At 71.3% G+C, this 25,546-nt stretch carries 21 protein-coding genes, 2 tRNA genes and 1 riboswitch; of the genes, 14 read left to right on the top strand and 9 right to left on the bottom strand.

Annotation, left to right across the window (positions count from 1 at the left end; all coding sequences use genetic code 11):
- The first annotated feature begins 86 nt into the window (after positions 1 to 86).
- The 4 genes from ACZ4Z5_RS01590 (at position 87) to ACZ4Z5_RS01575 (ending at position 5,532) form a co-directional block, all read left to right on the top strand.
- Positions 87 to 2,984, top strand: a complete 2,898-nt coding sequence (locus tag ACZ4Z5_RS01590; RefSeq protein WP_468255527.1) for a UPF0182 family membrane protein — start codon at positions 87 to 89, stop codon at positions 2,982 to 2,984.
- Between the two features lie 41 nt (positions 2,985 to 3,025).
- Positions 3,026 to 3,099, top strand: a tRNA-Met gene (locus ACZ4Z5_RS01585).
- A gap of 202 nt (positions 3,100 to 3,301) precedes the next feature.
- Complete coding sequence (locus ACZ4Z5_RS01580) at positions 3,302 to 5,410, top strand: tetratricopeptide repeat protein (RefSeq protein WP_468254976.1); 2,109 nt, start codon at positions 3,302 to 3,304, stop codon at positions 5,408 to 5,410.
- A gap of 48 nt (positions 5,411 to 5,458) precedes the next feature.
- Positions 5,459 to 5,532 (top strand) — tRNA-Met (locus ACZ4Z5_RS01575).
- A 209-nt stretch (positions 5,533 to 5,741) separates the two neighbouring features.
- On the opposite strand, the gene ACZ4Z5_RS01570 is transcribed toward ACZ4Z5_RS01575, so the two are convergent.
- Positions 5,742 to 6,158, bottom strand: coding sequence for a Fur family transcriptional regulator (locus ACZ4Z5_RS01570; protein WP_468254974.1), 417 nt, complete (start codon positions 6,156 to 6,158; stop codon positions 5,742 to 5,744).
- Positions 6,159 to 6,282: 124 nt separating this feature from the next.
- Between ACZ4Z5_RS01570 and ACZ4Z5_RS01565 the strand changes: the two genes are divergently transcribed.
- Complete coding sequence (locus ACZ4Z5_RS01565) at positions 6,283 to 7,752, top strand: catalase (RefSeq protein ID WP_468254971.1); 1,470 nt, start codon at positions 6,283 to 6,285, stop codon at positions 7,750 to 7,752.
- A gap of 150 nt (positions 7,753 to 7,902) precedes the next feature.
- On the opposite strand, the gene ACZ4Z5_RS01560 is transcribed toward ACZ4Z5_RS01565, so the two are convergent.
- Both ACZ4Z5_RS01560 and hisN read right to left on the bottom strand, forming a co-directional pair.
- Entirely contained in the window at positions 7,903 to 8,319 is a 417-nt protein-coding gene (locus ACZ4Z5_RS01560) for a CBS domain-containing protein (protein WP_468254968.1), read from the bottom strand.
- A 233-nt stretch (positions 8,320 to 8,552) separates the two neighbouring features.
- Positions 8,553 to 9,347: a histidinol-phosphatase gene (gene hisN, locus ACZ4Z5_RS01555; RefSeq protein WP_468254965.1), complete on the bottom strand. Its 795-nt coding sequence runs from the start codon at positions 9,345 to 9,347 to the stop codon at positions 8,553 to 8,555.
- A gap of 145 nt (positions 9,348 to 9,492) precedes the next feature.
- Here hisN and ACZ4Z5_RS01550 point away from each other — a divergent pair, with 145 nt between their 5' ends.
- Positions 9,493 to 10,134 carry a TetR/AcrR family transcriptional regulator gene (locus ACZ4Z5_RS01550; RefSeq protein ID WP_468254962.1) on the top strand — a complete coding sequence of 214 codons (642 nt, stop codon included), beginning with the start codon at positions 9,493 to 9,495 and terminating at the stop codon, positions 10,132 to 10,134.
- Here the strand turns inward: ACZ4Z5_RS01550 and ACZ4Z5_RS01545 are convergent.
- The 4 genes from ACZ4Z5_RS01545 to ACZ4Z5_RS01530 all read right to left on the bottom strand — a co-directional run bounded on the left by ACZ4Z5_RS01545 (position 10,100) and on the right by ACZ4Z5_RS01530 (position 13,828).
- Positions 10,100 to 10,423: a DMT family transporter gene (locus ACZ4Z5_RS01545; RefSeq protein WP_468254959.1), complete on the bottom strand. Its 324-nt coding sequence runs from the start codon at positions 10,421 to 10,423 to the stop codon at positions 10,100 to 10,102. The two genes, ACZ4Z5_RS01550 and ACZ4Z5_RS01545, sit on opposite strands and share 35 nt — an antisense overlap.
- Positions 10,424 to 10,574: 151 nt before the next feature.
- On the bottom strand, positions 10,575 to 11,585 hold the full coding sequence (rsgA, locus tag ACZ4Z5_RS01540) for a ribosome small subunit-dependent GTPase A (RefSeq protein ID WP_468254956.1): 1,011 nt from the start codon (positions 11,583 to 11,585) through the stop codon (positions 10,575 to 10,577).
- Positions 11,586 to 11,600: 15 nt separating this feature from the next.
- Entirely contained in the window at positions 11,601 to 12,938 is a 1,338-nt protein-coding gene (gene aroA, locus ACZ4Z5_RS01535) for a 3-phosphoshikimate 1-carboxyvinyltransferase (protein WP_468254953.1), read from the bottom strand.
- Positions 12,939 to 13,144: 206 nt separating this feature from the next.
- Entirely contained in the window at positions 13,145 to 13,828 is a 684-nt protein-coding gene (locus ACZ4Z5_RS01530; RefSeq protein ID WP_468254950.1) for a M50 family metallopeptidase, read from the bottom strand.
- Between the two features lie 49 nt (positions 13,829 to 13,877).
- Here ACZ4Z5_RS01530 and ACZ4Z5_RS01525 point away from each other — a divergent pair, with 49 nt between their 5' ends.
- The 8 genes from ACZ4Z5_RS01525 to def all read left to right on the top strand — a co-directional run bounded on the left by ACZ4Z5_RS01525 (position 13,878) and on the right by def (position 21,803).
- A complete protein-coding gene (locus ACZ4Z5_RS01525) occupies positions 13,878 to 14,693 on the top strand; it encodes an SOS response-associated peptidase (protein WP_468254947.1) in 816 nt (271 codons plus the stop codon).
- A 1-nt stretch (position 14,694) separates the two neighbouring features.
- A complete protein-coding gene (locus ACZ4Z5_RS01520; RefSeq protein WP_468254944.1) occupies positions 14,695 to 15,339 on the top strand; it encodes an alpha/beta hydrolase family protein in 645 nt (214 codons plus the stop codon).
- Positions 15,340 to 15,756: 417 nt separating this feature from the next.
- Complete coding sequence (locus ACZ4Z5_RS01515) at positions 15,757 to 16,410, top strand: sigma-70 family RNA polymerase sigma factor (RefSeq protein ID WP_468255525.1); 654 nt, start codon at positions 15,757 to 15,759, stop codon at positions 16,408 to 16,410.
- The gene (gene rsrA, locus ACZ4Z5_RS01510) at positions 16,407 to 16,769 is read left to right on the top strand and encodes a mycothiol system anti-sigma-R factor (protein WP_468254941.1); all 363 of its coding nucleotides are present in this window, start codon (positions 16,407 to 16,409) and stop codon (positions 16,767 to 16,769) included. Before ACZ4Z5_RS01515 ends, rsrA begins: the two co-directional genes overlap by 4 nt.
- Before the next feature lie 534 nt (positions 16,770 to 17,303).
- Positions 17,304 to 18,770, top strand: a complete 1,467-nt coding sequence (locus ACZ4Z5_RS01505) for an HD-GYP domain-containing protein (RefSeq protein WP_468254938.1) — start codon at positions 17,304 to 17,306, stop codon at positions 18,768 to 18,770.
- Positions 18,771 to 18,781: 11 nt separating this feature from the next.
- On the top strand, positions 18,782 to 20,047 hold the full coding sequence (locus tag ACZ4Z5_RS01500; RefSeq protein ID WP_468255523.1) for an HD-GYP domain-containing protein: 1,266 nt from the start codon (positions 18,782 to 18,784) through the stop codon (positions 20,045 to 20,047).
- Positions 20,048 to 20,126: 79 nt separating this feature from the next.
- Complete coding sequence (locus ACZ4Z5_RS01495; protein ID WP_468255520.1) at positions 20,127 to 21,113, top strand: tetratricopeptide repeat protein; 987 nt, start codon at positions 20,127 to 20,129, stop codon at positions 21,111 to 21,113.
- Positions 21,114 to 21,173: 60 nt separating this feature from the next.
- The gene (gene def / locus ACZ4Z5_RS01490; protein ID WP_468254935.1) at positions 21,174 to 21,803 is read left to right on the top strand and encodes a peptide deformylase; all 630 of its coding nucleotides are present in this window, start codon (positions 21,174 to 21,176) and stop codon (positions 21,801 to 21,803) included.
- A gap of 60 nt (positions 21,804 to 21,863) precedes the next feature.
- Here the strand turns inward: def and ACZ4Z5_RS01485 are convergent, their stop codons facing one another.
- Together ACZ4Z5_RS01485 and ACZ4Z5_RS01480 are read right to left on the bottom strand one after the other, a co-directional pair.
- Positions 21,864 to 22,871 (bottom strand): ribonucleotide-diphosphate reductase subunit beta, encoded by a 1,008-nt coding sequence (locus ACZ4Z5_RS01485; RefSeq protein WP_468254932.1) that lies wholly within the window; start codon positions 22,869 to 22,871, stop codon positions 21,864 to 21,866.
- The gene (locus ACZ4Z5_RS01480; RefSeq protein ID WP_468254929.1) at positions 22,871 to 25,234 is read right to left on the bottom strand and encodes a ribonucleoside-diphosphate reductase subunit alpha; all 2,364 of its coding nucleotides are present in this window, start codon (positions 25,232 to 25,234) and stop codon (positions 22,871 to 22,873) included. The genes ACZ4Z5_RS01485 and ACZ4Z5_RS01480 overlap by 1 nt, the downstream gene beginning before the upstream one ends.
- A 135-nt stretch (positions 25,235 to 25,369) precedes the next feature.
- Positions 25,370 to 25,498, bottom strand: a riboswitch (cobalamin riboswitch).
- Positions 25,499 to 25,546: the final 48 nt, after the last annotated feature.

The following is a 25,546-nucleotide window of genomic DNA, read 5'->3' as shown; positions in this document are numbered from 1 at the left end:
CTCAGTAAGTTTCATGAGTGGGCTCTACGATCGCTGGGCCCGCTTCATACGACGCGAACTTCGAGGTGCGCACCTTGGCTTTCCAGATGCCGGACCGCGGCGGAGGCCCGACCGGGCCACGGATCAGAGTCGGCCGCCCGTCCCGGCGTGCCCGGACCCTCCTCATGACACTGGGCGTGCTGGCCGTGCTGGCCATGGCGTTCACCATGTTCGCCGGGTTCTGGACGGACTGGCTCTGGTACCGCTCGGTCGATTATTCGTCGGTGTTCACCACCACTCTGTGGACCAAGATCGGGCTGTTCTTCGTGTTCGGCCTGCTCATGGCCTTCGTGGTGGGGCTGAACATCTGGCTCGCTTACCGCCTGCGGCCTCCGCTCAGCGCCATGTCGCTGGAGCAGCAGAGCCTCGACCGGTACCGCATGGGCATCGCGCCGTACCGGAAGTGGGTGCTGCTCGGCGTCACCGCGCTCGTCGGACTGATCGCCGGCGCATCCGCTTCCTCGCAGTGGCGGACCTGGCTGATGTGGGTGAACGGCGTGCCCTTCGGCACGAAAGACCCGCAGTTCGGCAAGGACGTGGCGTTCTACGCCTTCGACCTGCCCTGGTACCGCTTCCTGCTGGGCTTCGGCTTCGCGGCCACGATCCTGTCGCTGATCGCGGCCGCCCTGGTGCACTACCTCTACGGGGGCTTGCGGATCACCAGCCCGGGCGGCCGGGCGACCGCGGCAGCCACCGGTCACCTGTCGGTGCTGCTCGGTGTCTTCGTCTCGCTCAAGGCCGTGGCGTACTGGCTCGACCGGTACGGGCTCGCGGTGAAGTCCAGTGACTTCAAGGCCACGGACAGCTGGACCGGTCTGCGCTACGTCGACGCCAACGCCTACCTGCCGGCCAAGACGATCCTGTTCTGCATCGCCGTGATCTGCGCGCTGCTGTTCTTCGCCACGCTGTGGCGCCGGACCTGGCAGCTGCCCGTGATCGGCTTCGGTCTGATGGTCCTGTCCGCGATCCTGATCGGTGGCCTCTACCCCGCGATCGTGCAGAAGTTCCAGGTCCAGCCGAACGAGCAGGCCAAGGAATCGCCGTACATCAAGAAGAACATCGACGCCACGCGCGCGGCGTACGGCATCAATCACGCCCAGGTGTCGAACTACGGCGGCAAGGGCGCGACGGGACAGAGCGGCACCCTGCGCAAGGACGCCGACACTGCCGCCAGCTACCGGCTGGTCGACCCCAATGTCGTGCCCCCGGCCTTCCAGCAGCTCCAGCAGGAGCGGAAGTACTACCAGTTCCCCGCGACGCTGGACGTCGACCGCTACAAGGCCGCCGACGGCAAGCTGCAGGACACCGTCATCGGTCTGCGCGAACTGAACATCACGGGCATTCCGAAGCGTAACTGGATCAACGACCACTTCACCTACACGCACGGTTACGGCGCGGTCGCCGGCAAGGGCACCACCGTCGTCACCGACGAGAACAGGGGGCCCGTCGGGTCGCCCGAGTTCACCGAGTCCGGCCTGCCCACCAAGGGCCAGTTCCCCAAGTACGAGCAGCGGATCTACTACGGCGAGAAAACCGAGCAGTACTCGATCGTCGGCGGCCCGCAGAAGGAGCTCGACTACGAGGCGAACGGCGAGCAGACGACCAGCTACAAGGGCAAGAGCGGCGTCAACCTCGCCAACCCGCTGAACCGTGCCGCCTACGCGGTCGCGTTCAGTGAGCCGCAGATCCTCTACTCGGGAGCGATCGGCGAGGGCTCGCGGATCCTCTACAACCGCACGCCCAAGGAGCGCGTCGAGGCTGTCGCCCCCTGGCTGACCATCGACGGCGACGCCTACCCGGCGGTCGTCGACGGCCGCATCCAGTGGATCGTGGACGCCTACACCACGACAAACGGCTACCCGTACGCGTCGCGGACCACGCTGGGCGAGACGACCGCCGACTCGCTGACCACCAACCAGCGGGCCGTGGTCGCCCAGCAGAACCAGGTCAACTACATCCGCAACTCGGTGAAGGCCACCGTCGACGCCTACGACGGCAAGGTCACCCTCTACCAGTGGGACACCCAGGACCCGGTCCTCAGGACCTGGATGAAGGCGTTCCCGGACACGGTGAAGCCGAAGAGCGAGATCTCGGCCACGCTGAAGGCGCATCTGCGGTACCCGCAGGACCTGTTCAAGGTGCAGCGCGAGCTGCTCACCCGCTACCACGTCACCAACCCCGCGCAGTTCTACAGCGGCAGTGACGCCTGGCAGGTGCCGGACGACCCGACCAACAAGGACAGCAGCGCCGTCCCGCCCTACTACCTGAGCATGAAGATGCCCGGGCAGAAGGATCAGAACTTCTCGCTGACGACGACGTTCACCCCGAGCGGTCGGCCCAACCTCGGTGCCTTCATGGCCGTCGACGCCGATGCCACGAGCAAGGGCTACGGCACGATAAGGCTGCTGAGGGTGACCTCGAACGTGCCCGGTCCGCAGCAGGTGCAGAGCGAGCTGAACGGCATCCCCGAGGTCGCCGAGTTCGTCAGGAACCTCCGCGGTACCGACTCGGACATCGAGTACGGCAATCTGCTGACCGTTCCGCTGGGCGGAGGCTTCCTCTACGTCGAGCCGGTGTACGCCCGGGGCGGCACCGCCAACTATCCGCTGCTGAAGAAGGTCGCCGTCTCCTACGGCGGGAAGCCGGTCTTCAAGGACTCGCTCGCCGAGGCGCTGAACGCGGTGTTCGGTGTGGAGGGCAGTCAGCCGCCGACGGACACCACCAAGCCGCCGACGGACACCGTCAAGCCCCCGGTAACCGGCAACGCCGCGCTCTCGGCGGCCATCGCCGACGCGCAGAAGGCGTACGACGCGGGCCAGGAGGCGCTGAAGAAGCAGGACTGGACCGCGTACGGCAAGGCCCAGGCGGACCTTGAGGACGCCCTGCGCCGGGCGGCCGAGGCAGGAGCCGCCCAGCCCCGGGGCGGCAGCAGGAAGGGCAGCTGATCAACCCCGCTCCGCGTCGTGCTAAGGTGGTGACACAACGACGCGGGGTGGAGCAGCTCGGTAGCTCGCTGGGCTCATAACCCAGAGGTCGCAGGTTCAAATCCTGTCCCCGCTACTCAAACGAAGGCCCGGATCCGAGAAGGATCCGGGCCTTCGTCATGCGTTCGGGGGGTGAAGCGTCGCGAAGCGTCGTGGCGCGCGGTGCAGTTGGGCTGGGACGTGTTTGACTTGTCTCTCTGTGGGCATGTCGACAAAACGCTGAAGTGACCTCACTGGCTGCGGTATACCAGTGAGGGCAGGTTGCGGGTGGTGCGACGATGGTATTCATGGGGGACAGGGCAACTCTTTTGGAGATGGAGCGGTTTGGGCAGACGCCCTCCGAAGTGGCCGATGCCACCGCCGACGCCGAGGTGGCGCGGCACCGGCGCGCAGCCGACAACGGCGACACCGCGGCCATGAGCATCATCGGCTCCCTGCTGCTGCGCCGCGGCGACCTGGACGGCGCCGAGCCCTACCTGCGGGCCGCCACCTCCGAGGGGGACCGGGCCGCCGCCAACAACCTGGGAGTCCTGCTGCATCAGCGCGGCTACGCGGACGAAGCCGCGGACTGGTGGCGTATCGCTGCCGTCGCCGGGTCCGCCGCCGCCGCGCACGCCCTCGGCCGCCACTACCGCGAGCGCGGGGACGAACCGGCCGCCGAGTACTGGCTGCGGCAGTCGGCCGAGCAGGGCCATGCCCTGGGCGCGTACGCACTCGCCGACCTGCTGGAGCACCGCGGCGACGAGGACGCGGAGCGCTGGATGCGCGCCGCCGCCGAGCAGGGCCACCGCGAGGCCGCCTACCGGCTCGCCCGCAACCTGGAGAACCGTGCCGCCGCGGAGAACGAGGCCGCCACCCCCGAGGCCGTCGCCGAACAGCTCGACGCCTCGGCGTTCCCGACCGGAGCGCGCCTCGCCGTCGCCGTGTACCGGACCACCGGCGCCACCGCGAGCAGCACCGGCAACTCCGCCGGGGCGGCTGCCGGGGCCACCGAGAGCGGCGACACCACAGCCGACGGTACGCCTCCCGGCGACGCCGGCTCGTCCGACATCGGTGTCGGGGCCTCCGGAACCCCCGAGGCCGGCCAGGACATCGACGCGTACACGACGGCCACCGGTTTCAGCACGGGCCGTGGCAGCGACCGGGACGCCCGGCCCGAGGTCCGGGCAGGACTGTCACTCACCGAGGAGGCCGAGCAGTGGTACCGGCAGGCCGCGGCCCGCGGGCACCGGCGGGCCGCCCTGCACCTCGGCGTGATCCTGGAGAAGCGCGGCGAACTGAAGGAAGCGGGCCGCTGGTATCTGACCGCGGCCAAGGACGGCGAGCCCCGCGCCGCCTGTGCACTGGGCTTCCTCCTGCGCGACGCGGGTGACGAGGAGAGCGCCGCGATCTGGTGGCTGCGCGCCGCCCAGGACGGCGACGGCAATGCGGCCAACGCGTTGGGCGCCCTGCACGCCGCACGCGGGGAGTCCCAGACAGCCGAGCGCTGGTACCGCACCGCCCTCGACGCGGGCGACATCAACGGCGCGTACAACCTCGGTCTGCTCTGTGCCGCGCAGGAGCGCACGGCCCAGGCCGAGCAGTGGTACCGCCGCGCGGCCTATGCCGGTCATCGCGAGGCGGCCAACGCGCTCGCCATCCTGTTGCTCCAGGCCGGCGACCCCCTCGGAGCCGAACCGTGGTTCTCCAAGGCCGCCGAGGCCGGCAGCGTCGACGCCGCCTTCAACCTCGGCATCCTGCACGCGGGCCGCGACGACGACCGGACGGCTCTCGGCTGGTACGAGCGGGCGGCGGCCGCCGGGCACACCGAGGCGGCGCTTCAGGTCGGCATCGCGCTGCTCCGGGACGGCGACGAGCAGGGCGCGGAGCGCCATCTGCGCTGCGCGGCGGGCGGCGGCAGTGCGGAGGCGGCGTTCCGGCTGGCCACCGTACTGGATGCCCGGCAGCCGCAGTCGGGCTCGCCCGGACTGGGCGAGCCGGTGGCGCCCCGCACCGAGTGCGAGGAGTGGTACGAGCGGGCGGCCCAGCAGGGGCACCGTCGTGCGCAGGTCCGCGTCGGCATGCTGGCCGCGGACCGCGGGGACGTGGCGGAGGCGGCCCGGTGGTACCGGGAGGCCGCCGAGGCGGGAAGCCGCAACGGCGCTTTCAACCTGGGGCTGTTGCTGGCGCGCGAGGGCCGGGAGACCGAGGCCGCCCTGTGGTGGACGCGGGCCGCGAACGCCGGCCACGGCCGGGCGGCGCTGCGCCTGGCGCTGCTCTCCGCGCGTGGCGGTGAGCTGAGGGAGGCGGAGCGCTGGTGCACCAGGGCCGTCGAACTGGGGCCCGCGGAAGTGGCGGAGCGGGCCGCGAAACTGCGTGACGCGCTTCACCAGGAACTCACGGCGTAATACGGATTTGCTCCTGTCGTTGGTGTCGCGTACTGTTGGGTTCACCGACGCGGGGTGGAGCAGCTCGGTAGCTCGCTGGGCTCATAACCCAGAGGTCGCAGGTTCAAATCCTGTCCCCGCTACTGAAACCGGAGCCGGAATCCTGGAGAAGGATTCCGGCTCCGGTGTTTTCGTGTGTCCTTCTTCATTCGTGTGTGCTTCTTCAGGAGAGGCGTTCGGCACGCAAAGCCCGGCAGGAAAAGCCCGGCACGCAAAGCCCGGCACGAAAAGGGGCGTCCGTTCCGCATCGGCGGAACGGACGCCCCTGTGTTCTGGTGGCCTGCGGGTCCGGCTAGGCCGCGGTGCAGTTCGGGCAGAGGCCGCGGTAGGTCACTTCGACGTCCGAGACCGTGAAGCCGAAGCGCTCGGAGTCCGGGAGGTCCGCAAGCGGGTTGCCCGCCGGATGGACGTCACGGATCGCGCCGCAGCGCGAGCACACCAGGTGCTGGTGCGGGCGGTGCGCGTTCGGGTCGTACCTCTTGGCGCGGCGGTCGGTCGACACTTCCAGCACCTCGCCGAGCGAGACGAGCTCGCCCAACGTGTTGTATACGGTCGCCCGGGAGATCTCGGGCAGTTTTGCGACTGCGCGTGCATGGACCTCGTCCGCCGTGAGGTGGACGTGGTCCCCGTCGAGCACCTCGGCCACGACCCGCCGCTGGGCGGTCATCCGCCAGCCGCGTCCGCGCAGTCGTTCCAACAGGTCACTCATAAGAGCCAGCCTAACAGGAAGGGGCCCAGAGCCCGAACGGGTGTGACTTTGGATGTCTACTTGACTTAGACAAAGTCCATCGTAGGATCGACACCAGCAAACGCCGAGGACAGGACTGGCAGCAATGACGCAGGAGGCGCACGTGACGCAGGGATCGCTCACCACGGAGGCCGGCGCGCCGGTGGCCGACAACCAGAACAGCGAGACCGCGGGCGTCGGCGGTCCGGTCCTGGTCCAGGACCAGCTGCTCCTGGAGAAGCTCGCGCACTTCAACCGCGAGCGCATCCCGGAGCGCGTCGTGCATGCGCGTGGTGCCGGCGCCTACGGCACGTTCACGGTGACCGCCGACGTCACGCAGTACACCCGCGCGAAGTTCCTCTCCGAGGTCGGCAAGCAGACCGAGACGTTCCTGCGCTTCTCGACCGTCGCGGGCAACCTCGGCGCGGCCGACGCGGTGCGCGACCCCCGCGGTTTCGCGCTGAAGTTCTACACCGAAGAGGGCAACTACGACCTCGTCGGCAACAACACCCCGGTGTTCTTCATCAAGGACGCCATCAAGTTCCCGGACTTCATCCACACCCAGAAGCGCGACCCGTACACCGGGTCGCAGGAGGCGGACAACGTCTGGGACTTCTGGGGCCTGTCGCCCGAGTCCACGCACCAGGTGACCTGGCTTTTCGGCGACCGCGGCATCCCTGCCTCGTACCGCCACATGAACGGCTACGGCTCGCACACCTACCAGTGGAACAACGAGGCCGGCGAGGTCTTCTGGGTCAAGTACCACTTCAAGACCGACCAGGGCATCAAGAACCTCACCCAGGCCGAGGCCAACAGGCTCGCCGGCGAGGACCCGGACAGCCACCAGCGAGACCTGCGCGAGGCTGTCGAGCGCGGCGACTTCCCGACCTGGACCGTGCAGGTGCAGATCATGCCGGCGGCCGACGCGGCGACCTACCGGTTCAACCCGTTCGACCTCACCAAGGTGTGGCCGCACGAGGACTACCCGCCGATCGAGATCGGCAAGCTGGAGCTCAACCGCAACCCGGAGAACATCTTCGCCGAGGTCGAGCAGTCCATCTTCTCGCCGGCGCACTTCGTGCCGGGCATCGGCCCGTCCCCGGACAAGATGCTCCAGGGCCGGCTCTTCGCGTACGGCGACGCCCACCGCTACCGCGTCGGCATCAACGCCGACCACCTGCCGGTGAACCGCCCGCACGCCACCGAGGCGCGCACCAACTCCCGTGACGGATTCCTCTACGACGGCCGCCACAAGGGCGCGAAGAACTACGAGCCGAACAGCTTCGGGGGCCCGCACCAGACCGACCGTCCGCTGTGGCAGCCGGTCCCGGTCGGCGGCGTCACCGGGGACCACGTGCCGCTCGTCCACGCCGAGGACGACGACTTCGTCCAGGCGGGCAACCTCTACCGCCTGATGTCCGAGGACGAGAAGGGCCGTCTCGTCGACAACCTGGCGGGCTTCATCGCCAAGGTCTCGCGTGACGACATCGCCGAGCGCGCCATCGGCAACTTCCGCCGGGCGGACGGAGACTTCGGCAAGCGGCTGGAGGTAGCGGTCCAGGCCCTGCGCGGCTGACCGGTCCGCTGCCGTGGGAAAGAGGAGGCCGGATCCCCGCCCGGGGGTCCGGCCTCCTTCATGCGGTCCGCGTGACGAGCTCGTGCTTCCGGGCCGGGTTCCCGCCCGCGTGACGAGCCCGCGTTCCCTCCCGCGGCCCGCTCGTGCTCCCTAGGGGGGTGTCCCCTGGCTCGCCAGTTCCGCCGGTCGCCGCCGGACCGGTGCCCAGCACCGGATGATGTCGCGTACGGAGACGATGCCCACCGGTCCCGTGGCGTCGAGCACGACGAGATGGCGGAAGTTGCCGCGGGTCATGGCCTGTGCGGCCTCGTCCAGGGTCCAGGCGGGGGCGGCGAACACCACGTCGGTGGTGGTGTGGGCGTCGGCCCGCTCGTGGTCGGGGTCCTGTCCGGCGCCCAGGGAGTTGAGGATGTCGCGCTCGGTGAGAATGCCGAGCCCGCTGGTGTCGGGGTCGAGGACGACGGCTGCTCCCACGCGGCGGGCGGACATCAGCCGGGCCGCCTGGCGCAGGGTGTGGGCGGGTCCGATGGTGAGGACCATCGTGCTCATGGCGTCACGGACGAGCATGAATGGAGCCACCTCCTTCGTGAATCCCTCAACGCCCTTCGTACGAGAAAGGATTCACAAGTTCACAAGTGGGGGGACTCCCAGAGTGACATGTCCGAGGACGGTCAACAAGGGGTAACGGGGGCGTCACACGAAGCCAAGTGCGCGGCGCACGACCTGCATCCGGCCCCATCCGACGCGCGCGCCCGCTTCGGCGTTCTCCCCGGAAGCGCCGGCAGTGCGCCCGTGGTGCCTCAGTCGCCGAGGAACCGCAGGAGCTCGCCGTGCAGCAGCCCGTTGGAGGCCACCGCATTGCCGCTGTGCGGACCGTCCCGTCCGTCGAGGCCGGTGAACCGGCCGCCCGCCTCCTGCACGATGATCACATTGGCGGCCATGTCCCACAGCGAGAGCTCCGGCTCCGCACACATGTCCACCGAGCCCTCGGCGACCATCATGTACGGCCAGAAGTCCCCGTAGGCCCGCGTGCGCCAGCATGAGCGGGTCAGCTCCAGGAAGTCGTCGAGCCGGCCCCGTTCCTCCCAGCCGCTCAGCGACGAGTAGGCGAAAGAGGCGTCCGCCAGCTGCGACACCTCGGACACCTGCAGCCGGGTCGCGGAGGACAGGCTGCGCCCGGTGTAGGCGCCCAGGCCCTTCCCCGCCCACCAGCGCCTGCCCAGCGCCGGGGCGGACACCACTCCCACGACCGGGTGGTAGCCGCCCTCGCCCGCCTCCATCAGCGAGATCAGCGTCGCCCACACGGGAACGCCGCGCACGTAGTTCTTGGTGCCGTCGATCGGGTCGACCACCCAGCGGCGCGGCCCCGAGCCCTCGATGCCGTACTCCTCGCCCAGTACCGCGTCCCGCGGCCTGGCACGCTGGAGCCCGCTGCGGATCAGCTCCTCCGCCGCCTTGTCGGCCTCGCTCACCGGAGTCATGTCCGGCTTCGTCTCGACCTTCAGATCCAGGGCCTTGAACCGCTCCATCGTCGCCGCATCGGCGGCGTCGGCGAGAACGTGGGCGAGACGCAGGTCATCGTGGTAGTCGGGCATGAACCGCACTCTATCCGCCCCGGCCGCGTCCGGCCCGGCGTGTCCGCGAGCCCTCCTGCGGCCTTGACAGCGCCCTACGGTGCGTCAACTCTGGGCCGGACAAGGCGTGGCGACTACGGAGGAACCCCACTGGGCGGGAGGCCGGATGCCCACAGCGCGAGAATCGCTTCTGGAGGCCGCACTCGTGGCGCTGGCCCGGCGCCCCTGGTCCCAGGTCCGGATGGTCGACGTGGCCTCGGCCGCCGATGTGTCCCGGCAGACCCTCTACAACGAGTTCGGCAGCAAGGACGGTCTCGCCCGCGCTCTCGTACGACGGGAGGCGGACGCCTATCTGCGGGGTGTCGAGCTGGCCCTGAGCGGAGTCCCGGCCGGACCCGCCGACCGGCTCGTCCGGGTCGCGGAATGGACCGTCGGCTCCGCGCGCACCAGCGCGATGACCCGCGCCCTGCTCACCGGCTGCTGGGGCGATCACCTGCCGACACCGGTGCCCGTGCGCTCGTCCCGTATCCGGCCCGTGGTGCCTGCCCAGTTGCGCGCCGACGCCGGGCTGCCCGCGCCCGAGGACCTGGTGGCGGCCGTACGGGACCGCTCGGTCGCCGTGCTCGGCGCCGCGCACGGACCTCGCGGCGACGGCCACGGCCCCGAGCCGGACCTGGCGCACCGCTGCGAGCAAGCCGTGCGGCTCGCGCTCTCCTGCGTGATCGCGCCGGCGCCCCCGGGCGACGGCCTGGAACGCCTCGTCAGGACGGTCGTCAGCGGGCGGCCCCGGACAGCTGGAGCCCGATGATCCCGACGATCACCAGCGTGATGGAGACGATCTTGAGTGTGGAGACCACGTCGCCCAGGAACACCATTCCGTAGATCGCGGTGCCCGCCGCGCCGATTCCGGTCCACACCGCATACGCCGGACCGACGTCGAGCTTCTTCAGTGACAGCGTCAGCAGACCGAAGCTGCCCAGCGCGAAGGCGGCGAACGCGACTGTCGGCCACAGCCGGGTGAAGCCGTGGGAGAGCTTGAGGCACACCGCGAAGCCGGTCTCCAGGAGTCCGGCCACCACGACCAGCAGCCACGCCATCCCAGTGCCTCCCGCGGGTCAGGTCGTCCCGGTCCGTGACTGCTTCAGCGGCTTCACCATCACTTGGTGCGATTATGCACTTACCGGGGAGGCCGGTTGGCAAACCCCGCGGGCCCAACCCGGTGATCACACGGCGCCGGCCGGGCAGGCGTCAGTCGCCCTCGCGGCGCTCCCGGGTCGCCAGCAGCCTGCGCAGCGAATACAGACGGGCGGGCTCGGCGTGACCTTCCGCCACCCAGGCGTCCAGCGCACAGTCCTGCTCGTCGTGGCTGCAGGCCCGCGGGCAGTCCGCGGTGCCCGGCTCCAGATCGGGGAATGCGTGGATGACCCGCGAAGGATCCACGTGGTTCAGCCCGAACGACCGCACGCCCGGGGTGTCGATGACCCAGCCGGCCGCCGACGAGAGGGGCAGGGCGAGCGCCGAGGTCGTGGTGTGCCGGCCGCGGCCCGTCACCGCGTTGACGCGCCCGGTGGAGCGCCGGCGCTCCTCGGGGACCAGCGCGTTCACGAGCGTGGTCTTGCCGACGCCCGAGTGACCGACGAACGCGGTGACCCGGCCGTCCAGATGCTCCCGCACCAGGTCCGCCGCCTCGCCCTCGGCGAGTTCCTCCCGGCTGGTCACCACGTACGGCACGCCCAGCGGGGCATAGGTCTCCAGCAGGGGTTCCGCCGGGGCGAGGTCGGACTTGGTGAGCACCAGCAGCGGCTCCAGACCGCCGTCGTAGGCGGCGACCAGACAGCGGTCGATGAGCCGCGGCCGGGGCTCGGGGTCGGCGAGCGCGGTCACGATGGCCAGCTGGTCGGCGTTGGCGACGACCACCCGCTCGTACGGGTCGTCGTCGTCGGCCGTGCGACGCAGGACGGAGGAGCGTTCCCCGATGCGCACGATACGGGCGAGGGTGTCCTTCTCCCCGGACAGATCGCCGACGAGGCTGACCCGGTCGCCCACCACGGCAGCCTTGCGGCCGAGTTCGCGTGCCTTCATGGCGACGACCGTGCGGTCCTCGACGAGGCAGGTGATCCTGCCCCGGTCAACGGTCAGCACGAAGCCCTCGACGGCGTCCTCGTGCTTGGGGCGGATGCTCGTCCTGGGCCGGTTGCCCTTGCGGTTGGGGCGGACCCGGACGTCGTCCTCGTCGGTGTGCTTCCCGTAGCGGCGCATCGCGTCAGTACCCCGTCAGTTGCCGGCGAGCATGCCGGTCCACATCTGCGGGAAGTCCGGCAGCGTCTTGCCCGTCGTCGCGATGTTCTCGATCCGCACGCCGTCGACGGCGAGGCCGATGACGGCACCGGCGGTGGCCATGCGGTGGTCGTCGTAGGTGCGGAAGGTGCCGCCGTGCAGCGGGCGGGGGCGGATGTGCAGGCCGTCGGCGGTCTCGGTGACGTCTCCGCCCAGCTCGTTGATCTCCTTGGTGAGGGCGGCGAGCCGGTCGGTCTCGTGCAGTCGCAGGTGGGCCACGCCGCGGAGCGTCGAGGGCGAGTCCGCGAGAGCGGCGACGGCGGCGATGCCCGGGGTGAGTTCGCCGACCTCGGAGAGGTCGACGTCGATGCCGTGGACACGCCCGGAACCGGTGAACACCAGCCCCTGGTCGGTGAGCTCGCAGGATCCACCCATCTCGGTGAAGATCTGCCGCAGCTGGTCACCGGGCTGGGTGGTCCGGTGCGGCCAGTCGGGGATCACCACCCGGCCGCCGGTGACCAGAGCGGCGGCCAGGAACGGCTGGGCGTTGGACAGGTCCGGCTCGACGACCAGGTCACGGCCGAGGACGGCGCTCGGGGACACCCGCCAGACGTTCGGCTCGCCGCCCGTCTCGGGCTCGTCGACCTGCGCGCCGACCGCACGCAGCATGTCCACGGTCATACGGATGTGCGGCATGGACGGCAGCGCGCCGCCCACGTGCCGTACCTCCACGCCCTGGTTGAAGCGCGGGGCGGACAGCAGCAGGGCGCTCACGAACTGGGACGAGGAGGACGCGTCGATCTCGACCCGGCCGCCGTCCAGCGCGCCCCCGCCGTGCACCGTCATCGGCAGCGCACCACGGCCGTCGTCGTCGATCCGGGCGCCGAGCACCCGCAGCGCGTCGATCACGCCGTGCAGCGGCCGCTCGTACGAGCGGGGGTCGCCGTCGAACCGCACCGGGCCGTCCGCGAGCGCGGCGACCGGCGGCAGGAAGCGCATGACGGTGCCCGCGTTGCCCACGTCCACGGACGCGGGGCCGTGCAGACCGGTGGGGATGACCCGCCAGGCCTCGCCCGAACCGTCGGGGCCGCCGGCGGAGCTGGACGACACGGTCTCCTCGATGCCGACGCCGAGGGCGCGCAGCGCACCGGCCATCAGCAGGGTGTCGCGGGAGCGCAGGGGCCGGCGCAGCCACCCCGGCTCGGCGGCGAGGGCGGCGAGGACGAGCGCGCGATTGGTGACCGACTTCGATCCGGGCACGGTGACGGACGCGTCGACGGCTCCGCTCGCGACGGGGGCGGGCCAGAGGTCGGAGTGCACGGGGGTCTCGGTCATGCACCTCACTCTACTGAGCTTCGGCGGGCCCACCGCCGCGCGTATCGCGGGTCGGACGATCACGGGAGGGGTGCCGGACGATCACCGCGGCGCCGCCGGACGGTTCCGCGCCGCAAGATCACTCACCGGGGCCGGCGGACGACCGGGGCGTCGCAGCGGACGCCCGGCGTGCTCCTCCCGCGGGGCCCGGCAGCCCTATAACAGCCCTACAGCCCGAGCAGCCAGCGGCCGCCGCCCACCAGGCAGCAGAGGGACACCGCGTGGAAGAACAGCAGCCAGATGGTGGGGTGCACGTGCGTCAGCCGGGCGAGCTGGTCCGCGTCCGAGTCGGGTGCGCCGTGGTGACGGCGCTTGGCCTGCAGTTCGAAGGCCGGGGGGACACCGCCCAGTAGCAGGAACCACACGGCGGTGTACGCGAAGGCGGACTGCACCTGGGCGTCGGTGAGCCAGGAGACCAGCAGGAACGTGCCGCCCGTGACGATCACGGTCAGTGCCCCGTACACATTGCGGATCATCACGAGCATCGCGGCGAGCAGCGCGGTCGCCGCCCACAGCAGCAGGGTGATCCGGTGCGAGGCGAGCAGCCAGGCGCCGCCGAGGCCCAGCAGCGGAGGAGCGGTGTAGCCGGCCGCTGCGGTGAGGATCATGCCGAGACCCGTCGGCTTGCCCCGGCTCACGGTGAGGCCCGATGTGTCCGAGTGCAGCCGGATGCCGTCGAGACGGCGTCCGGTGAGCAGGGCGACCAGACCGTGGCCGCCCTCGTGGGCGATGGTGATGGCATTGCGGGACACGCGCCAGACTGGGCGCGGGGCCACCGCCGCCAGGGCGACGACGGCGGTGACGAGTATCAGCCACAGCTCGGGAGCGGGCTGGGTGCCGAAGATGTCCATTTCTCGGGCGGCTCCTCGGGAGGTCGGTGATCGTGGCAGTCTGGCACTCATGTGCGGACGGTATGCAGCGAGTCGCAGGCCCGAGGATCTCGCGGGAATCTTCGAGATCGAGAAGTGGCAGCCCGAGGAGACGCTGGCGCCCGACTGGAACGTGGCCCCCACCAAGGAGGTGTACGCGGTCCTGGAGCGTCCTCTGAAAGACGCGGAAGACCGGCGTCCGGTTCGCCAGCTGCGCAAACTCAAGTGGGGTCTGGTGCCGTCCTTCGCGAAGACGCCCGAGGGCGCCGCCCGGATGATCAACGCAAGGGCCGAGTCGGTCCACGAGAAGCCGTCCTTCCGCAGGCCCTTCGTGGCCCGTCGCTGCATCCTCCCCGCGGACGGCTACTACGAGTGGGTGACCGGCAGCGAGGAGCGGCAGCTGGAGGTGGAGGGCCGTAGGAAGCGGCCGCGCAAGCAGCCCTACTTCGTGACCCCGGCCGACGGCTCGGTGTTCGCCATGGCAGGGCTGTACGAGTTCTGGCGGGACCGCACCCTCCCGGACGAGCATCCGCAGGCCTGGTGGGTGACCTGCTCGGTCATCACCACCGAGGCCGAGAAGTCGCCGCTGGCCGTCGCCCCGGCCGGAGGCCCGCAGTCCCTCTCGGAGATCCATCCGCGGATGCCGCTGATGCTCACCTCCGACCGCTGGGACGCCTGGCTGGACCCGGCCCGCACGGATGCCGACGACCTGCGCGAGCTGCTCGCCCCGCCGCCGCCCGGACTGATGCGGGCCTATCCCGTGCCCACGGCCGTCAGTAACGTCCGCAACAACGGACCGGAGCTGCTGACCGAGCTGGCGGCCCCCGAGGCGGGCACACTTTTCTGACGTGACAGTCAGCGAGATCGCAGAGACGCCCGCGGGCGACGCCCGCATCACCTGGCACCACGCGCGGAAGCCGCGGCTGGTGCTCGCCGCGAGTCACGGTGCGGGCGGTGGCATCGAGGCCCGGGACCTGCGCGCCCTGGCCGCGGTCCTGCCGCCCCTGGGCGTGACGGTGGCCCTGGTCGAGCAGCCGTGGCGGGTGGCCGGCAAGAAGGTCGCCCCCGCTCCGAAGACCCTGGACATCGGGTGGCGGGGTCTGTGGCCCGCGCTGGCCCGGCACCGGTTGCCGGTCGTCGCGGGAGGGCGGAGCGCCGGGGCGCGGGTCGCCTGCCGGACCGCCGGCGAGCTCGGCGCGTGCGGCGTACTGGCACTGAGTTTTCCGCTGCACCCGCCCGGCAGGCCGGAGCGGTCCAGGGCGGACGAGCTGCTGGGGTCCGGCGTCCCCACGCTGGTCGTCCAGGGCGGGAACGATCCCTTCGGCCGTCCCGAGGAGTTCCCGGACGGCTCGTACGAGCTGGTCGAGGTGCCGTTCGGCGATCACGGCTTCGCGGTGGCGAAGCGGGCCGAGCTCAGCCAGGAGGAGGCGCTGGGGGTCGTCACCCGGGCCGTCGCCGACTGGCTGGACCGCATCCCGGTGCCGGCTTCGTGACCTCGCTCCTCCGTGCCGGTTTCGTGCCCCCGCACCCCTTGCCGGCCTCGTCGCCGGTACCCCGGTTCCGGCTTCGCGACCTGGCGTTTTCCGGCCACAGGACCCCGGTTTCCGGACCGATGACCGCCGTTTCCGGGCGCTCGCCCGGTCACGGGAATGCTTCGGGACCGCCCCGTGTTGTGGCATGCGTACGTGAACGGAGACGCACGCTCGTGAAGGGGAGTACGCCGCATGGGTTCGACCATTTGCCCGAGCCGCACTCGCGCAGCCGACCTGGACTGGACGGTGCTGCCGGCGGCCAGGCCCGCCCCCGCGCGGGTGGCGGAGGGGCAGGAGCGGCAGCCCCTGTCCACGGATAGTGGACTATTCTCCGATTCGAGCGAGCCGGGATTCGGCCTCGCGACTGCGCTGGAGGAGGTGGGTCCGGTCACTGGGACCGACGCGGGAACCGAAGGCCGCGCGGACGAGACCGCGGCGGAGCGCAACGCACGCTTCGAGCGGGACGCCCTGGGCTTCCTCGACCAGATGTACTCGGCGGCGCTGCGCATGACGCGCAACCCGGCCGATGCCGAGGACCTCGTCCAGGAGACCTACGCGAAGGCCTACGGATCCTTCCATCAGTTCCGCGAGGGCACCAACCTCAAGGCGTGGCTCTACCGGATCCTCACGAACACGTTCATCAACTCCTACCGCAAGAAGCAGCGGGAGCCCCAGCGCAGTGCCGCCGACGAGATCGAGGACTGGCAGCTCGCGCGCGCCGAGTCGCACATGTCCACCGGTCTGCGCTCCGCGGAGTCGCAGGCGCTGGACCACCTGCCCGACTCGGACGTCAAGGAAGCGCTGCAGGCGATCCCCGAGGAGTTCCGCATCGCCGTGTATCTGGCGGACGTGGAGGGCTTTGCGTACAAGGAGATCGCGGACATCATGGGGACACCCATCGGTACGGTGATGTCCCGGCTGCACCGGGGCCGCCGTCAGCTGCGGGGGATGCTCGAGGACTACGCCCGTGAGCGCGGGCTCGTTCCGGCGGGTGCGGGAGACTCGGACGACCGGAAGGGCTCGGGCTCATGAGCTGCGGAGAGCCGCACGAGATCGATTGCGCCGAGGTGCTCGATCACCTGTACGAGTTCCTCGACCGGGAGATGCCGGACAGCGACTGCACCAAGTTCGAGACGCACTTCGGCGAGTGCTCGCCGTGCCTGGAGAAGTACGGTCTGGAACAGGCCGTCAAGAAGCTGGTGAAGCGTTGCTGCGGGCACGATGACGTACCGGCCGATCTCCGGTCGAAGGTCATGAGCCGCATCGAGCTCATCCGCGCCGGCGAGACCGTCCCCGAACAGGACGTGACCGCCAGGGACGCGGGCGCGACGGATGCGAGGGCCGGGGACGTCGGCGCCGCCGCCGACCGGTCGGCCGCCGTCAAGGAATAACCGCGGATCCGCCGAGCACGGCGGGGCTCCGACTCCGGCGAGCGGCCGGGCCCTTCCCTCCGGCAGGGCGCGATCCCTCCGGCGGGCCTCCGTCCAGTACGGCGAGACGCCCCCTTCGTGGGGCGGTTCCTATACGGGCGTGACGGACCGTCTTCCTTCGAGGGCCGCCGTCAGGGGACCCTGGGACGCCCCCCCCGCCGAGTGCGCCGGGCGGTCCTGCAGTCCGCGTGGGGGCGGCCTTCCGTTTCACCCGCCGGGTCGGAACCCTGGTCCGGCATGGCGCGACGTACTCCCGTTCCGGAGGCCGGGCGGTCCCGCGCCGTGTGCGACCGGACCGTCCTCCCCGGGGAAGCGCCCTCCGGCGACCCCTGCTCGCCGGACCCGCCGCCCGTCCCCTCCACAGGCATCCATCGGGCCGCGCACCACATCGCGGCCCGATTGTCACGCTGTCACTCGTACGGGTAAACAGCCCGCCCCACCCGGTCCAGCCGTCCTATTCTCGCGACCCGGGGACGCCGGAGGAGGGCCGAACGCATGCGGGCATTGCCGACGACGGCGCGCGCCGTCATCCTCTGCGCCGTGACGGCGGCGCTGCTCTGCGCCGCCCCAGCCCTGAGCGGGAGCGGTGTCTCCTGGTCCACCGCGGGTGCGCTCGCCGGGCTGTACGCGCTCTGCGAGTGGCCGGCCGGCTGCCCACCGCTCGCCGGGCGGGTCACCGCGACCATCCCTGCCGGATCGTTCTTTCCCGTACTGCTCGCCGCGGCCGTACTGCTGCCGCCATCCGCCGCCGCCCTCGTCGTGCTGCCCGGCGCGCTCCTCGGAAGGGCCGAGCAGCCGCACCGCCGGGCACGCCGCGTCTGGCGGGCGGCCGGGCTGTCCCTCTCCGTCGGCGCCGCCGCACACGTCCAGACGCTGCTGGACGGGCGCGCAGCGGCGGCCGCCGCCGACTTCCCCTACGTCCTCCTCCCGGCCGGCGCGGCCGCCCTGGCCTTCTGCCTGGTCCTCACCGCCCTCGACGGACTCATCCTCGCGACCGCGGAGCGCGTCCCCGTCGACGCCGCCTGGTGCGGGCTGTTGCACAGGGCGCTCGTGCCGCACGCCGTGCACGGATTCGCCGGACTGATGATGGCGGTGCTGTGGCTCAGCCCGTACGGTCCCGCCGCCGCGCTGCTCGTGCTGCTGCCGATGTACGTCTCCTGCTGGGTCTTCGCGCAGTACCACCACGAGCGGGCCGCCCACCAGGCCACCATCCGGGCCCTCGTCCAGGCCGTCGACATCAAGGACCGGTACACCCGCGGGCACAGCGAACGCGTCGGCGAGGCCTCCGTGATGATCGCCCGTGAGCTCGGTATGCCCGAGGAACGCCTCGAGGTGCTGAGGTTCGCCGGGATCCTCCATGACGTCGGCAAACTCGGCGTACCGACCCGGGTCCTCCGCAAGGACGGGCCGCTCACCCCGGAGGAGCGCCGGATCATCGAACTCCACCCCGAGTACGGGCACGAGATCGTGCGCGGCATCGGCTTCCTCGGCGAGGCACGTGCCGCGATCCTCCACCACCACGAGCGCATGGACGGCAGCGGCTACCCCTACGGGCTGGCGGGCCATCAGATCCCCGAGTTCGCCCGGGTGGTGGCTGTCGCGGACGCCTTCGACGCGATGACCTCGACCCGCTCGTACAGCAGGGCACGGCCGGTGCCGGTCGCCGTCGCGGAGCTGTGGCGGTGCGCCGGGACGCAGTTCGACCCGCGGATGGTCGGGGCCCTCGCGGGCGCGCTGGACCGGCACGGCTGGCACCCCGCCGCCACGGCGGACGGGCCGGCGGTGCCGTCCCCGGCAAGCGGCCGGACACCCCGCGGGCCGGCCGGGCGGCCGTTACCGCAGGGCGAGCCGGCCGCCGCGCCCACCACGTCGGCGACGCACGGGGAGCACGTTCCGCAGCCCCGTCCCCCGGCCACCGCCCGGGCCGACGCGCCGGCAGCCCGCCGGGGCGGCGCCGGGTGACCCGGCGGAGCATGCTGCCGGCGCGGGCCCTGCTGGCCGCCGGGTACGGCGCGGCGGGCCTCCTCACCCTGTGCGCCGTCGTCCGGACCGCCCAGGACGGCACCGACCGGCCCGGCGTCGCGCTCGCCTTCGGGGCCCTCGTCACGCTCGGTGAACTGCTCCGCCGCCACCCCGGTGACGAGCGCGAACCGGCACCGCTCGCGGCCGCCGGAGCACTCGGGTACGCGCTGCTCGGCCGGCACGCCGGACACGACACGGCCCACGGGGTGCTCCAGGTCGTCGCGGTCGTCGCGGCGGCGACCCTCGTCGGCGCGGTGCCGAACCTCGCCCGCGGCAGCGGGCCCGGCCCCGACCACCTGGCCCGGCGGGTCCTCACGGCCGGCTTCGCCGCGGCCTGCTTCCAGCCCCTGCACGACGCGGCGGACCCGGGCCGGTGGGCCGGGGAAGGCCCCCACCACGTGCTCCACCTGGTCCTGGTGCTGGTCCTCACGCTGCTCTGCGACGCCGTCCTCGCCGCCCTGGTGCCGTGTGCCCGCACCGGCCACCCGTACGGACCGCAGCTGCGCGGCGAACTGCGCGCGCTCCTCGGCGTCGGTTCGGCCGTGTGCGCGACCGGAGTGGTCATCGCCCTCGCGGTCGCGGCCGCCGGCCTGTGGGCCCTGCCCGTCTTCTGCGGGCCGCTGCTGCTGACCCAGCTGGCCTTCCGGCGCTACGCCGCGGTCCGCGCCACCTGCCGGCAGACGATCACGTCGCTCGCCCGCGCGACCGAGATCGCCGGATACACCCGGCCGGGACACGCGCGCCGGGTCGCCGCGCTCAGCAGGGCCGTGGGCCGTGAACTCGGGCTCCCCGAGGCCGAGCTGACCGTTCTGGAGTACGCCGCCCTCATGCACGACATCGGGCAGCTGTCCCTGGTCGACCCGGTGCCGGCCGGTGCCACCGCCGGGCTGCCGCACGCGGAGCAGCGCCGCATCGCCCTGCTGGGCGGCGCCGTGGTGCGCCGTACCGGGGTACCGGCGGCGGTCGCGCTCGTGGTGGAGAGCCAGGCCGACCCGTACCGCGAACAGCCCCTGTCCGCGCGGATCGTACGGGCGGTGAACGCGTACGACGACCTGGCGTGCACGGACACCGGGCGCGGCCCGTCGGGGCACCTGGACGCGCTGGAACGGCTGCGGCTGGACACCGCCCGCGAATACCAGCCCGAGATCGTGGAAACCCTGGCCAAAGTCCTGTCCCGGGACGGAAGGGGCAGTCTCATGCCCATCGCACCTGGGTAACCCAGGAGTAATGAGCGGCGTTCCGGCCGGGCATGGTTGGATGCGAAGTGCAGGGGTGTCCGCAAGGCAGGCGGGAATCGTGAGGATCTTCGGCAAGGGACGACACCGGCCCTCCGCCTCGTGGCGGCAGGCCACCGATCGCGCGTTCACGCTGATCGGCGACGGGCGGTACGAGGACGCCGGCGCGCTGCTGACGCGCGCCGCGGACCTGGAGCCGTGGTTGTCCGAGTCCTGGTTCAACCTGGCCCTGCTGCACAAGTTCCGGCACGACTGGGAGCAGGCCCGCGCCGCCGGACTGCGCGCCGTCGCCCTGCTCGACAAGGAGACCGGGGCACCCGACTGGTGGAACGTGGGCATCGCCGCCACCGCGCTCCAGGACTGGCCGCTGGCCCGCCGCGCCTGGCAGGCCTACGGCCTGAAGGTGCCCGGCGAGGCCGTCGAGAACGGCGAACCCGCCGGGATGGACCTCGGCAGCGCGGCCGTGCGGCTCTCGCCCGAGGGCGAGGCCGAGGTGGTGTGGGGCCGCCGGCTGGACCCGGCCCGTATGGAGATCCTCTCCATTCCGCTGCCCTCCTCCGGACGCCGCTGGGGCGAGGTCGTCCTGCACGACGGCGTGCCCCACGGGGAGCGGGTCACCGCGGCGGGTCCCGCGTTCCCGGTGTTCGACGAGATCGAACTGTGGGCGCCCTCACCCGTGCCGACCTGGGTCGTCCTGCTGGAGGCCGCCACCGAGGAGGACCGGGACGCCCTGGAGCGCCTGGCCGCCGACGCCGGGTTCGCCGCCGAGGACTGGTCCTCGTCCGTACGGCTGCTGTGCCGTGCCTGCTCGGAGAGCCGGATGCCCAGCGGCGAGGGCGACGGGGAGCACCTCGACCCGCACGACCACAGCGAACCGGGCCACCCGGGACCGCTCGGGCACCGCACCGCAGGCAACGGCTCGCTGTGGGTGCCGGAGCGGGAATGCGGTATCGCCGCCCCGGCCGGACTGGTCCGCGGCCTCCTGGACGGGTGGGTGGCGGACAGCCCGGAAACCCGTGAATGGCGGGATCTGGAGGAGGTCTGCTGACCGGCCGCCGTAGGCTGTACCGGACAACGAGTCGGTACTGAGGAAGGCGTGCGGCGAATCATGGCGCAGCAGGAGACGGACGAGCAGGTGAACGACGGCTTCGTCGTGGACACCGAGGACTGTGAGGAGCGCGAGCAGGCCTGCCGCGCCCGCGGCACCGCCCGTCCCATCACGGTCGTCGGCAATCCGGTGCTGCACCGGGAATGCCAGGACGTGACCGAGTTCGACGACAAGCTCGCGGCACTCGTCGACGACATGTTCGCCAGCCAGCGTGCCGCCGAGGGCGTCGGCCTGGCCGCCAACCAGATCGGCGTCGACCTCAAGGTCTTCGTGTACGACTGCCCCGACGACGAGGGCACCCGGCACGTCGGTGTGGTCTGCAACCCGGTCATCCAGGAGCTGCCGCCGGAGCACCGGATCCTCGACGACTCCAACGAGGGCTGCCTGTCCGTGCCGACCGCCTACGCCTCGCTGGCCCGCCCCGACTACGCGGAGGTCCACGGCCAGGACGTCCAGGGCAACCCCATCAAGGTCCGGGGCACGGGCTACTTCGCCCGCTGCCTCCAGCACGAGACGGACCACCTCTACGGTCGCCTCTACATCGACCGTCTGTCGAAGCGCGACCGCAAGGACGCGCTGCGCCAGATGGCCGAAGGGACCCCGCGCTACGAGACGGTCCCCAACGACTGACGCAGGACGACGAGTGGCCCCGGCGGAAAACCGCCGGGGCCACTCAGCGTCCGGAGCAGGTCAGAAGTCCTCGTCCAGGTCGACCGAGCCCTCGACGGCCACCTGGTACGCCGACGGGCGGCGCTCGAAGAAGTTCGTCAGCTCCTGCACACCCTGGAGCTCCATGAAGGAGAAGGGGTTCTGCGAGCCGTAGACCGGCGCGAAGCCGAGGCGGGTGAGACGCTGGTCGGCGACGCACTCCAGGTACTCGCGCATGGACTCCGTGTTCATGCCCGGCAGACCGTCGCCGCACAGGTCGCGGCCGAACTGGAGCTCGGCCTCGACGGCCTCCTTCAGCATGTCGGTGACCTGCTGCTGGAGCTTGTCGTCGAACAGGTCGGGCTCCTCCTTGCGGACGGTGTCCACGACCTCGAAGGCGAAGTTCATGTGCATCGTCTCGTCCCGGAACACCCAGTTGGTGCCGGTGGCCAGGCCGTGCAGCAGGCCGCGCGACCGGAACCAGTACACGTAGGCGAACGCGCCGTAGAAGAACAGACCCTCGATGCAGGCCGCGAAGCAGATCAGATTCAGCAGGAAGCGGCGGCGGTCGGCCTGGGTCTCCAGCCGGTCGATGGACTCCACCGAGTCCATCCACTTGAAGCAGAACTGTGCCTTCTCCCGGATGGACGGGATGTTCTCCACGGCCGCGAACGCGGCGGCCCGGTCCTCGGGGTCGGGGAGGTACGTGTCCAGCAGCGTCAGATAGAACTGGACGTGCACGGCCTCCTCGAAGAGCTGCCGCGACAGGTACAGCCGCGCCTCGGGGGAGTTGATGTGCTTGTAGAGCGTCAGCACCAGGTTGTTGGCCACGATCGAGTCGCCGGTCGCGAAGAACGCCACCAGACGGCTGATCATATGGCGCTCGCCCGCGGAGAGCTTGGCGAGGTCGGCCACGTCCGAGTGGAGGTCGACCTCCTCCACGGTCCAGGTGTTCTTGATGGCGTCCCGGTAGCGCTCGTAGAAGTCGGGGTAGCGCATCGGGCGGAGGGTCAGCTCGAAGCCCGGGTCGAGCAGGTTCTGGTCACGCATCACTGGCAGGCCTCGCAGGACTCGGGGTTCTCAAGGGAGCAGGCGACCGCGTCCGCGTCGGGGGCGGCCTGCTGGACGGGAATGGTCGCGGTCGCCGCGGGCGCACCGGCGGCGCGGGCGATACGGGTCGCCGGGCGGGACCGCAGGTAGTAGGTCGTCTTCAGGCCCTGCTTCCAGGCGTACGCGTACATCGAGCTGAGCTTGCCGATGGTGGGCGTCTCCATGAACAGGTTCAGCGACTGCGACTGGTCCAGGAACGGCGTACGGGCCGCCGCCATGTCGATCAGTCCGCGCTGCGGGATCTCCCAGGCGGTGCGGTACAGCGCCCGCACGTCCTCCGGGATCCACTTCAGGCCCTGCACCGAGCCGCTGGAGTCGCGCAGCGCCTCCCGGGTCTGCGCGTCCCACACGCCCAGCTTCTTCAGGTCGTCGACGAGGTACGAGTTGACCTGGAGGAACTCGCCCGACAGGGTCTCGCGCTTGAACAGGTTGGACACCTGCGGCTCGATGCACTCGTACACGCCGGCGATGGACGCGATGGTGGCCGTGGGCGCGATGGCGAGGAGCAGCGAATTGCGCATGCCGGTCGCGGCGATACGCTCCCGCAGGGCGGCCCACCGCTCGGGCCAGTGCAGCTCCACGTCGTAGTGGTCCGGGTGCAGCACCCCGCGGGCGGTGCGGGTCTTCTCCCAGGCGGGCAGCGGCCCGTGGCGCTCGGCGAGGTCGGCGGACGCCTCGTAGGCCGCGAGCATGATCCGCTCGGCGATCCTCGTGGACAGCGCCTTCGCCTCAGCGGAGTCGAAGGGCAGCCGCAGCTTGAAGAGCACGTCCTGCAGGCCCATCGCGCCCAGGCCCACCGGGCGCCACTTGGCGTTGGACCGGCCGGCCTGCTCGGTCGGGTAGAAGTTGATGTCGACCACCCGGTCGAGGAAGGTCACGGCGGTGCGCACGGTGGCGTCCAGCCGCTCCCAGTCCAGGTCCCCGTCGGTGACGAACGCGCCGAGGTTCACCGAGCCGAGGTTGCAGACGGCGGTCTCGCCGTCGTCCGTGACCTCCAGGATCTCGGTGCACAGGTTCGAGGAGTGCACGACGGCGCCCGGCTCGGCGGTCTGGTTGGCCGTGCGGTTCGAGGCGTCCTTGAAGGTCATCCAGCCGTTGCCGGTCTGGGCGAGGGTCCGCATCATCCGGCCGTACAGATCACGTGCCGGGATGGTCTTCCGGGCCAGCCCCGCCGCCTCGGCCCTGCGGTACGCGGCGTCGAAGTCCTCGCCCCACAGGTCGACCAGCTCCGGCACGTCGGCGGGGGAGAACAGCGACCAGTCTGCGTCGTCCTGGACCCGGCGCATGAACTCGTCCGGGATCCAGTGCGCGAGGTTGAGGTTGTGGGTGCGCCGGGCCTCCTCGCCCGTGTTGTCGCGCAGCTCCAGGAACTCCTCGATGTCCGCGTGCCAGGTCTCCAGGTAGACGCAGGCCGCGCCCTTGCGCCGGCCGCCCTGGTTGACGGCCGCGACGGAGGAGTCGAGGGTGCGCAGGAAGGGGACGATGCCGTTGGAGTGGCCGTTGGTGCCGCGGATCAGCGAACCGCGGGAGCGGATGCGGGAGTAGGACAGTCCGATGCCGCCGGCGTGCTTCGACAGCCGCGCCACCTGGTGGTAGCGGTCGTAGATCGAGTCCAGCTCGTCCAGCGGGGAGTCGAGCAGGTAGCAGGACGACATCTGCGGGTGCCGGGTGCCGGAGTTGAACAGGGTCGGCGAGGACGGCAGGTAGTCGAGCCGGCTCATCAGTCCGTAGAGCGCGGCGACCTCGTCGACCGAGCGGGTCGTCGTGCCCTCGGCGAGGCCGGAGGCGACCCGCAGCATGAAGTGCTGCGGGGTCTCGACGACCTGGCGGGTGATCGGGTGCCGGAGCAGGTAGCGGCTGTGCAGCGTCCGCAGGCCGAAGTAGCCGAAGCGGTCGTCGGCCGCCGGGTCGATCAGGGCGTCCAGCCGGGCCGCGTGGGTCCGGGCGAACTCGGCGGTGCGGTCGGCGATCAGGCCCTCGCGGTGGCCGACGGCGACGGACTCGGAGAAGGTCCGGACGCCCTGCGACGCGGCTTCCTCGGCGATGGTGACGGTGAGCAGCCGGGCGGCGAGCCGGGAGTACGCCGGGTCCTCGGAGATGAGTCCGGCGGCCGCTTCCGTGGCCAGCCCGCGCAGTTCGGCCTCGTCCGAGCCGGGCTGCCGGCCCCGCAGTGCGGCAGCGGCGACCCGGCCGGGGTCGGCGTCGGGCAGATCGGCGGTGAGGTCGGTCAGGGTCCGCAGCAGTGCGGTCCCGGGGCCGTCGTTCTCCGTCGCTGATGCCGGATCTGCGGGCGCGATGGTCACGGGGGTGCTCTCCCTCGCTCGGCTCGGGGCCGTCGGGAGGGCGGGGGCATGCGGGCGTGCGGGGGCTGGAGCCGACGCGCCGCGTCCACCGGCCCACTCCGCGAGGCCCGGACGTCTTGGACACCCGGGCCGGACGGTCCGGGTGCGCTGTCGGCAGGTCTTCGGACTCGGGGTTGCGCAAAGGCACACCGATCACACCGTTGCGGGACAGTTCCGGATTCGCACCGGATTCCCCTGCGGGACAGCGAGGATGAGCATACATGTGGGGGCGGCTCGCTGAATCATGCCCCACATCTAGTGTCGTGAGTGGGT

The organism is Streptomyces sp. NPDC030222 (assembly GCF_055573115.1).
Note: the sequence above shows the minus strand (reverse complement) of the source record. Positions and strands in the feature narration are given on the sequence as shown.

Bases quoted from the DNA above. Each gene is read 5' to 3' on its own strand.
- ACZ4Z5_RS01590 (WP_468255527.1), top strand. From the start codon at position 87: ATGCCGGACCGCGGCGGAGGCCCGACCGGGCCACGGATCAGAGTCGGC.
- ACZ4Z5_RS01580 (WP_468254976.1), top strand. From the start codon at position 3,302: ATGGTATTCATGGGGGACAGGGCAACTCTTTTGGAGATGGAGCGGTTT.
- ACZ4Z5_RS01570 (WP_468254974.1), bottom strand. From the start codon at position 6,158: ATGAGTGACCTGTTGGAACGACTGCGCGGACGCGGCTGGCGGATGACC.
- ACZ4Z5_RS01565 (WP_468254971.1), top strand. From the start codon at position 6,283: ATGACGCAGGAGGCGCACGTGACGCAGGGATCGCTCACCACGGAGGCC.
- ACZ4Z5_RS01560 (WP_468254968.1), bottom strand. From the start codon at position 8,319: ATGCTCGTCCGTGACGCCATGAGCACGATGGTCCTCACCATCGGACCC.
- hisN (WP_468254965.1), bottom strand. From the start codon at position 9,347: ATGCCCGACTACCACGATGACCTGCGTCTCGCCCACGTTCTCGCCGAC.
- ACZ4Z5_RS01550 (WP_468254962.1), top strand. From the start codon at position 9,493: ATGCCCACAGCGCGAGAATCGCTTCTGGAGGCCGCACTCGTGGCGCTG.
- ACZ4Z5_RS01545 (WP_468254959.1), bottom strand. From the start codon at position 10,423: ATGGCGTGGCTGCTGGTCGTGGTGGCCGGACTCCTGGAGACCGGCTTC.
- rsgA (WP_468254956.1), bottom strand. From the start codon at position 11,585: ATGCGCCGCTACGGGAAGCACACCGACGAGGACGACGTCCGGGTCCGC.
- aroA (WP_468254953.1), bottom strand. From the start codon at position 12,938: ATGACCGAGACCCCCGTGCACTCCGACCTCTGGCCCGCCCCCGTCGCG.
- ACZ4Z5_RS01530 (WP_468254950.1), bottom strand. From the start codon at position 13,828: ATGGACATCTTCGGCACCCAGCCCGCTCCCGAGCTGTGGCTGATACTC.
- ACZ4Z5_RS01525 (WP_468254947.1), top strand. From the start codon at position 13,878: ATGTGCGGACGGTATGCAGCGAGTCGCAGGCCCGAGGATCTCGCGGGA.
- rsrA (WP_468254941.1), top strand. From the start codon at position 16,407: ATGAGCTGCGGAGAGCCGCACGAGATCGATTGCGCCGAGGTGCTCGAT.
- ACZ4Z5_RS01505 (WP_468254938.1), top strand. From the start codon at position 17,304: ATGCGGGCATTGCCGACGACGGCGCGCGCCGTCATCCTCTGCGCCGTG.
- ACZ4Z5_RS01500 (WP_468255523.1), top strand. From the start codon at position 18,782: ATGCTGCCGGCGCGGGCCCTGCTGGCCGCCGGGTACGGCGCGGCGGGC.
- def (WP_468254935.1), top strand. From the start codon at position 21,174: ATGGCGCAGCAGGAGACGGACGAGCAGGTGAACGACGGCTTCGTCGTG.
- ACZ4Z5_RS01485 (WP_468254932.1), bottom strand. From the start codon at position 22,871: ATGCGTGACCAGAACCTGCTCGACCCGGGCTTCGAGCTGACCCTCCGC.